The sequence below is a fragment of the Mesorhizobium sp. M7A.F.Ca.AU.002.02.1.1 genome (assembly GCF_003998535.1).
Taxonomy (GTDB): domain Bacteria; phylum Pseudomonadota; class Alphaproteobacteria; order Rhizobiales; family Rhizobiaceae; genus Mesorhizobium; species Mesorhizobium ciceri.
On sequence record NZ_RZPB01000227.1, the window covers coordinates 1 to 7964 of the forward strand.

The following is a 7964-nucleotide window of genomic DNA, read 5'->3' on the forward strand; positions in this document are numbered from 1 at the left end:
GTCGGTGCCGTGGGCGGTGGCGGCGGGCGCCATGATGGCCTGCGCCGCGGCGGCGTACGGCCCGGTCGGCGTGGCGTTGGCCATCCCGTTCGGCATCATCTGCGGCATGCTGATCGGCGTCGTCAACGGCATCGGCGTCGCCTATCTGCGCATCCCCTCGATGATCATCACATTGGCCACCAACGCTGTCGCGCAAGGGCTGATGGTGGTCTACACCGGCGGCTTCTCGCCGCAGGATTCGGCGACGGGCGCGATGCGCTACCTGGCGACCGGTTTCGCCATTCCGGGCGTGCCCAACGCCGTCATCATCTGGGCGCTGATCGGGGCCGCGATGGTGTTCGTGCTGACGCGGACCGGCTTCGGCCGCACCGTCTACGGCATCGGCAACCGCGAGCGCGCGGCCTATCTCTCCGGCATCGACACAAGGCGCGTGGTGATGATCGCCTTCGCCGTCTCCGGTGGGCTCTCGGCTTTCGGCGGCGTGCTTCTGGCCGGCTATGCCTCCAAGGCGGCGCAGTCGATGGGCGACGCTTATCTGCTGCCGTCGATCGCCGCGGTGGTGCTTGGCGGCACCTCGATCTTGGGTGGGCGCGGCTCCTATCTCGGCACTGTCGCCGGTGTCATCCTCATCACTTTGCTGCAATCCATCTTGTCGGTCATGCAGATGCCGGAGGCGGGGCGGCAGATCATCTACGGTGTCGTCATCGTCGCCATGCTGCTGCTCTACGGCCGCGCGCCGGCAAGCCGCTGACAGTGGACGAAGCGGCAGCACAGGCGCCGACGAGCGCCCCCGGCTCGGTGCCGGCCATCGTGGTTATGGGCGTCGCCGGCTGCGGCAAGTCGGCGGTGGGCGTTGGGCTTGCCGCCGCTCTGGGCGTTACCTTTATCGAGGGCGACAGGCTGCATCCTCCGGAAAACGTCGCACGCATGGCAAGCGGCGAGCCGCTTACCGATCAGCTGCGCGAAGGCTGGCTCAACGCGATCGGCGAGCGCATCGCCGCGTCGGTGGGGCAGGGCAACGGCGTGGTCGCCGCCTGCTCGGCGCTGAAGCGCAGCTACCGCGACCGGCTGAGCGGCTTCTGCCCGGAAATCGTCTTCCTCTATCTGGAGATCGACCCTGGTACGGCCAGGCAGCGCGTCGGCAGCCGCAAGGGCCACTTCATGCCGGCGAGCCTGGTCGACAGCCAGTTCGCCATCCTCGAGCCGCCGGCTGCGGATGAGCGCGCCTCGAAACTCAATGCCACACGCCCGGTCGGTGAGCTCGTCGCCGCCGCGGTCCGTCTGATACGCCGGTCATGAGCCTTCATCCATTCCGATGCCGATGCTGTCCGAGGCCTCGGTCAGCCGCTGCCGGCGGGACCACGTCAGCATCTGCTCGGGGTAGAGCTTCAGCGCTTCCAGCAGGCGGTCGCGCTTGAGCAGGATGTAGTGCGCCTGCACAGTCATGTTCTTGGCGCCATCCCTGGCCATGTCCGTTGCCGGGCTGACAGATGCCTCCGGCGTCAGCTCGGGGCTGAGCACGGCCCGGTATTCGATGAAGGGAACCACTTCGAAGGTCGACATGGCAAACAGGGCGGTCCTGCCCCTGGCGGCGAAATTCGCCGGTGCCGAGGCGAGATGCGTCCAGCCGCTTTCGCCCATGGCTGCCTCGGTGAAGCTCGTGCCGGCATGGACGGTGTTGGTCATCGTCACCACGCCATTCTGCTTCAGGATCTTCTGGATGCGGATGGTGACTTGATAGGTGTCGTCGCGGCCAAAGACGACCCGGCTTTTCAGGAACCGGTTTTCGACATCGATCAGCGGCGGATTGAGGAAACGCAAGCCGAACGCCGATTCGGAAATACCGTGGGTGTTGACGCTCACCTGATGCGCTTCGATACCGGCCTCGTACAGCGCGCGCTTGCCGATGATGGTCTGGGCGGTGAACTGATCGCACCAGAGGATGGCGCCGTGGCCGCGCTGCAAGGCCGACCGCAGCCCCGCCAACCCCTCCAGCCGGATCGTCGGCGACCAGCGGCCGGCCACCAGATGTGCGGCGAGCTGCAAGCGGCGGCGGTGGCGCGCTGCCAGCAATCCCTCGAACAGCTTGCGTGCATCGATACCATCGCCCAGCACCGCGAGCGTGGCGGCAGCGTAGGCCGGGAATTCCTTGCGCATATGGCGCTTGAGGCGAAACCTCGATACGCGGCCGCAGATCGGCGCCCACCACCGCACCGGCAGTGCCGCCGCCACCACGAGATAGAAGATAGACAGCAGGCCTTCGCGAAGATCCTTGTTGGAAAAGCGGCGAAGCCGGCCAGGGCGAACCAGCTTGCGGCTGAAGAAGCGTACATCCTCCGCCCGTTCCGGGACGAAGACGTCTGCGATGATTTCAGTGCGGAAACTGGCTGCCGACGGCAGCTTGCGGGCGGCCTTGCGGGATTTTTCTAACCACCACAGCCTCATCGGTCCAGCCCGTTCTTCGAACCCCGCTTTACTGCGTCGGCTTGGGCCGTGCAAGGTCATGTCCGCGCTCAAGACTTCTGCAAATTTCGCTTGCCCTAGACTTGAGACAAGCGCGCCGCTTACGAAGTGTTGATTTCGAGGGCCGGACGAAGATAGTCGTATCGCTATTCCATATATGGCGTCAGCACATCTTCGATCCATTTCATGAACGCGCGGACCCGGCGCGATAGATTGCTCCGATGTGCGACGACGAGGGACACGGCGAGCGGCCGGCGACGAAAATCGGGTAGGATCTCGACAAGCGCTCCACTCCCCAAGTATCGGCCAATGCCCAAGAGTGGCGCCTGGATCAGGCCGAGGCCGGCGAGGGCCGCTGCTTCGTAGGTCTGTGCGCTGTTGACGTGTAGCGCACCTGGCAACTGAAGCGTCGCGTAGCTGTCGCCGTCCGGATATTCCCATCCATAGGGTCGCGCGCCCAGCAGCGTCGAAAAATGAATTGCCCTATGTTCCTGACGCTGGAGATCTTCCAGCGATCGAGGCACGCCATGGCGCGCCAGATAGGCGGGACTGGCTGCGTTGGCCATGCGCAACAGGCCCAACGGGCGGGCAATCAGGGTCTCGTCGCGAATGGGTCCAAGCCGCAATACACAATCGAACCCCTCTTGAACCAGATCGACTTGCCGATCCGTACTCGACACCTCCAGCTCCAACTCGGGGTGAGCCGCCATGAAATCCGGCAAAGCCGGTACGATCGTTGTGCGCGCCACTTCGGTCGGAAGGTCGACCCGCAAACGGCCGCGAAGTGCCACGCGGTCGCCTGCGAACATCGAGTGCAGATCATCGACTTCAGCAAGCAGATCGCGGGCGCGGGCATGAAATGCGCGTCCGTCCTCCGTCAACCGCACGCTGCGCGTCGTCCGGTGCAGAAGCCTGACACCCACATCTTCTTCCAGCTTGCGGACCGCCGTTGAGGCTCTCCCCTTTTGGATGCCCAGGCTATCGGCCGCGCGGGTGAAGCTCCCCATTTCCGCGACCGTTGTGAAAATGAGGATGGGTTCGAGATTCTGCATTTTCGTGCCTCGGATTGTTTCCCAAAAAGAGAACAGTTGGTTCATTTTCTCGGCATTTATCACATTTGAGAGGCACAGTAAGCTTCGAATATGGGATCTCCCCATCGGAGAATGACAAGTGTCCGAAACTGTGAACCTGCATCAGACACCGGAAATTATGACCTTGCATCGCGCCCTGTGGGCCGGCCGGATCATGAGCGCGTTTGTCGTCATCGCCCTGACGGCAGATGGCACTGTTCAGCTTTTCGCGCCGGCACAGATCGCCAGCATGTTGCAGGAAACCGGGTTTGCGATGGACCTGACCCGTGTCGTGGGTCCGATCATCCTCGCCTGCGCCATCCTCTACGCCATCCCGGTCACCGCCGTCCTCGGCGCGATCCTGGTGACGGGCTTTTTGGGAGGTGCCATCTGCGCCCATCTCCGCATCGGTGAGTTGGGGTCGCCGCCGGAAATCATCTCCCTGTTTCTGGGCGCGATGACCTGGGGCGGCCTCTATCTCCGCGATCCCCGTATCCGGGCCATTCTGCCGCTCATCCATTGAACCAACAGGGGCAGCTCTGTCCCCCGACATCAGGAGAAAACACATGTTCCTAGTAATGGGAATCACGGGAAAAGTTGGCGGCGCAACGGCAGAGCATCTGCTGGCGCACGGCAAGGAGGTACGCGCACTCGTCCGCAACCGCGACAAGGCGGCCAATTGGGCGAACCAGGGCGTGGAACTGGTAGACGGCGACTGGAATGATTCGGCAGCCATCGAGCGAGCCCTCAAAGGCGTCGAAGGCGCGTTCGTCATGTTGCCCCCTGTCTGGGCGCCGTCGCCCGATTACAAAGAAGCGAGGAGCGTGATTGCTAGCTATGTCGAGGCTCTGACCAAGGCAGCGCCGCCGCGAGTGGTCGCGCTTTCGTCGATGGGTGCGAACAGAACAAGCGGGCACGGGGTGATCGCGGCCTTGTCGCTTCTGGAGCAAGGGTTTCGCGGCCTGACATCACCAACCGCATTTGTGCGCGCGGGGGGATTCTTCGAAAATTTCCTCTACGGCTTGCAGGTCGCGCAGGGCGGAATGCTACCGGTCTACTACAATCCGACAAACCGGAAATCGACCATGGTTGCGACGAACGACATCGGCGCAGAGGTCGCAACCCTTTTGACCGGGTCGACGTGGTCAGGGCAGCGCATCGTCGAGATCGGTTCGATGGTCACCGCGGATGAAGTCGCCGAGCAGTTGGGTGAAGTCCTGAATCTCGCCGTGAAAGCCTTTGCAATTCCGCGTGCGGGGTGGGCGGAAGCGTTCGAGCAATTCGGCATCCCGAAGGGTCACTCCGGACCCGCCGAAGAAATGTTCGAGGCCGTGAATGCGGGATGGATGGACCTCGGTGTGGCGGGTACGGAGCACGTAGCGGGTACGACGTCCGCACGCGCTGTATTCGAGGCTGCGTCTAACGTGAACGGATAGGCCAAAACTGCATGAGGTTCTCCGTGATTTCGAGCTTCGCAACCCGAGATTTGGAGAACCTCTCCTTCAATGCAGGAATCTCTATCTGAACGCGATCAGCTTGAAGTCGGTGGTTTAGATCTGCGACGTCAGCTCGACCGGAAAATCGTCATTGTCGGCATCGCGCATGGCGGCGAGGCTGCGATTATCCAGCACTTCGGCGATTGCCTGCCGCACCTCCAGCATCATGTGGCGGACCTGGCAGGTCGCCTCGTCGCAATCCTCGCAGCGTTGATACTGCGTGCGGCTGGCGCAAGGGATTGGCGCCAGCGGCCCGTCAAGCACGCGCACGACATGGCCGATCTTGATTTCGGAGGCCGGCCGGGCAAGGCGGTAGCCGCCTTCCTTGCCTTTGCGGCTCTGGACGAAGCCGGCATTGCGCAATTCGCCCAGGATGGCATCGAGGAATTTCTTCGGGATGTTGTTGGCCACAGCGATGTCATTGACGAAGGCCAATTGGCCGGCCGGCAGGCCAGACAGATGCACGAGGGCCTTGAGGCCGTATTTGCCTTTTTTTGTCAGCATGCCCAGATCAACCCATAAAAGCCCCAACCACTCGCATCTGGCGACTGTTTGTGTGCAAATAATGACGTCTTCGCCGCGCGATGATGTTTCGCGAAACAGCCACCAAATTGCACGTTAGGCATAAACGCGTTGATTCTTTGTAACGTTTTGCACTGAGAACGCGGATATTCCGCTGATAACCAGGTTATCGGCGTTCAAAAACGAAAAAAGCCGGCAGCGCGCCGGCTTTTTCGTCTGCTGTGCAGGTATCGCTGCCTCAGCGGCTGCCGTAGGTCTGGTCGAGCAGGCCGCCGGCGGCGAAATGCTCTTTCTGCACCTTGTCCCAGCCGCCGAAAACGTCTTCCACCGTCAGCAGCCGGACATCGGGGAAATCAGCCTTGTATTTCGCCGCCACAGCGGCGTCGCGGGCTCTGAGGCCGTTGCGGGCGGCGATGTCCTGGCCCTCCGGTGTGTAGAGGAAGTCGAGATAGGTCTTGGCCAGATCGCGCGTGCCGTGATCGTCGGCAACCTTGTCGACGATGGCGACCGGGAATTCGGCCAGCAGGCTGACCGAAGGCGTAACCTGCTCGAACTTGTCGTCGCCATACTCCTTGCGGATGCCGCGCGTCTCCGACTCGAAGGTGATCAGCACATCACCGATCTCGCGCTGCACGAAGGTGGTGGTCGCGGCGCGGCCGCCGGTGTCGAAGATCGGCACGTTGTTGAACAGCTTGGTGATGAACTCTTTCACCTTGGCGTCATCGCCCTTGAAGGCTTCCTTGGCGTAGGCGGTGGCCGCCAGATAGGTGTAGCGCGCATTGCCGGATGTTTTCGGGTTTGGGAAGATCACCTGCACGTCGTCGCGCACGAGATCGTTCCAGTCCTTGATGTGCTTGGGGTTGCCCGCGCGGACAAGGAACGAAGGCAGAGAATAGAAGGGCGAGGCATTGTCAGGGAAATCCTTCTGCCAGTCGGCCGAGACGAGGCCCTTCTTGACCAGGAAGTCGATGTCGATGACCTGGTTGAAGGTAACAACGTCGGCGCCAAGACCCTCGGCGATGGCGCGTGCCTGCGCCGAAGTGCCGGCATGCGACTGGTCGACGGTGACGCCCGGATGCTGGGCGATGAAAGCCTTGTTGACCTGCACGAACAGTTCGCGGCCGACATCATAGGATGCGTTGAGCAGTTTGTCGGCCGACCAGGCTTGGGAGGATGCAAGGAACAGGCCGGCGACGGTGGCAAGCCCGAGGAAAAATCGTTTCATGAAAACAGGCTCCGATGCAATGCGTTGATGGTCGGACCATAGCCGTGACGTATCATGCGCGACGAGGCATGCGCTCTCGGTTCGCGGCCTCGTCGTGGGAAAATATATCGCCTAAGTTGGCACCTGTTGGAATTCTGTTCCAGGAGATGGCTACCTTCGTCGGAGTTTTTCTGCGCCTTGTTTGCGGTGCTGCATGGCATATACAAAAGGCATATACAAAGAGCTGCCGCCATGCCCCAGAACCGTCATTCAACGCCGCCCAAGGAGGCGAAGCTGTTTCGCAACAACCGCAGCCCAACACGGGAGAGTTCACCCGGATCAGGAATCTGAAGGTCGAAAACCGGTTGGCGTAGCGCTTGAGCCGAGAATCAAGCCGCCGGAAAAAGCTTCCAGCGGCCGGGGCGGAACGCCACCCGGCTTTTTTGCGCCGCGGGATGATCGACCGGCAACTCGATTTCGACCCGCTGACGCTCACCACCGATTTCAAGCTCGACCCGGCGCGTGCCGGCGACGCGCCGGCTGGCGGCGACCGTGCCGGCGATGCAGCCGCTGCAGCCGTCCAGCAATTCGACATCGTGCGGGCGGAAGTAGAGCGTCGCATCGCCCGAGGGCTCGTTGGGCGCGGCAAGCCCGATCGGACGGTCGGCGAGCCAGATCTCGCCATTCTCGACTTTGACGGGAAGCGAGCTCGATTCACCGATGAAGCCGTAGACGAAGGGCGAGTTCGGCGTGTCGTAGATGTCGTCGGCGGTGCCGACCTGCTCGATGCGACCCTGGCTCATCACCACGACGCGGTCGGCAAGCTCCAGCGCCTCTTCCTGGTCGTGGGTGACGAAGACGGTGGTGTGGCCGGTGGCGTCATGGATTTCGCGCAGCCAGCGGCGCAATTCCCGGCGCACCTGCGCGTCAAGCGCGCCGAACGGTTCGTCGAGCAGCAGCACCTTGGGTTCGATGGCCATGGCGCGCGCCAGCGCCACGCGCTGCCGCTGGCCGCCGGAAAGCTGCGCCGGATAGCGCTTTTCCAGCCCCGACAGCTGGACAAGGTCTAGAAGCTCGGAGGCGCGGCGGCGGATCTCCTGCGCCGGCGGGCGCGACGGCCCGTGCCGGACCTTCAGGCCGAAGCCGATATTGTCGGCCACCGTCATGTGCCGGAACAGCGCATAGTGCTGGAAGACAAAGCCGACATTG

9 protein-coding genes are annotated in these 7964 nt (G+C 62.6%); 4 read left to right on the forward strand and 5 right to left on the reverse strand.

What is annotated here, in order from left to right; all coding sequences use genetic code 11:
- Together EN879_RS15840 and EN879_RS15845 are read left to right on the forward strand one after the other, a co-directional pair.
- Window positions 1–751: ABC transporter permease (locus tag EN879_RS15840; RefSeq protein WP_164774425.1), on the forward strand; the 751-nt coding region annotated here is incomplete at its 5' end.
- Window positions 752–753: 2 nt separating this feature from the next.
- Window positions 754–1299, forward strand: a complete 546-nt coding sequence (locus EN879_RS15845; RefSeq protein WP_027160689.1) for a gluconokinase — start codon at window positions 754–756, stop codon at window positions 1297–1299.
- Here the strand turns inward: EN879_RS15845 and EN879_RS15850 are convergent.
- Both EN879_RS15850 and EN879_RS15855 read right to left on the reverse strand, forming a co-directional pair.
- Window positions 1294–2445 (reverse strand): hypothetical protein, encoded by a 1152-nt coding sequence (locus tag EN879_RS15850; protein WP_063168515.1) that lies wholly within the window; start codon window positions 2443–2445, stop codon window positions 1294–1296. The genes EN879_RS15845 and EN879_RS15850 overlap by 6 nt on opposite strands.
- A gap of 164 nt (window positions 2446–2609) precedes the next feature.
- A complete protein-coding gene (locus tag EN879_RS15855) occupies window positions 2610–3560 on the reverse strand; it encodes a LysR family transcriptional regulator (RefSeq protein ID WP_244514315.1) in 951 nt (316 codons plus the stop codon).
- 73 nt (window positions 3561–3633) lie between these two features.
- Here EN879_RS15855 and EN879_RS15860 point away from each other — a divergent pair, with 73 nt between their 5' ends.
- Window positions 3634–4056: a DoxX family protein gene (locus EN879_RS15860; RefSeq protein ID WP_024501529.1), complete on the forward strand. Its 423-nt coding sequence runs from the start codon at window positions 3634–3636 to the stop codon at window positions 4054–4056.
- 43 nt (window positions 4057–4099) lie between these two features.
- Window positions 4100–4969, forward strand: coding sequence for an NmrA family NAD(P)-binding protein (locus tag EN879_RS15865; protein ID WP_027160686.1), 870 nt, complete (start codon window positions 4100–4102; stop codon window positions 4967–4969).
- 114 nt (window positions 4970–5083) lie between these two features.
- Here EN879_RS15865 and EN879_RS15870 read toward each other — a convergent pair whose 3' ends face one another.
- The 3 genes from EN879_RS15870 to EN879_RS15880 all read right to left on the reverse strand — a co-directional run.
- Window positions 5084–5533, reverse strand: a complete 450-nt coding sequence (locus EN879_RS15870; protein ID WP_013530871.1) for an Rrf2 family transcriptional regulator — start codon at window positions 5531–5533, stop codon at window positions 5084–5086.
- A gap of 256 nt (window positions 5534–5789) precedes the next feature.
- Window positions 5790–6776 carry a sulfate ABC transporter substrate-binding protein gene (locus tag EN879_RS15875; RefSeq protein ID WP_013530872.1) on the reverse strand — a complete coding sequence of 329 codons (987 nt, stop codon included), beginning with the start codon at window positions 6774–6776 and terminating at the stop codon, window positions 5790–5792.
- A 368-nt stretch (window positions 6777–7144) separates the two neighbouring features.
- On the reverse strand, window positions 7145–7964 hold an 820-nt coding region (locus EN879_RS15880; protein ID WP_164774426.1), incomplete at its 5' end, for a sulfate/molybdate ABC transporter ATP-binding protein.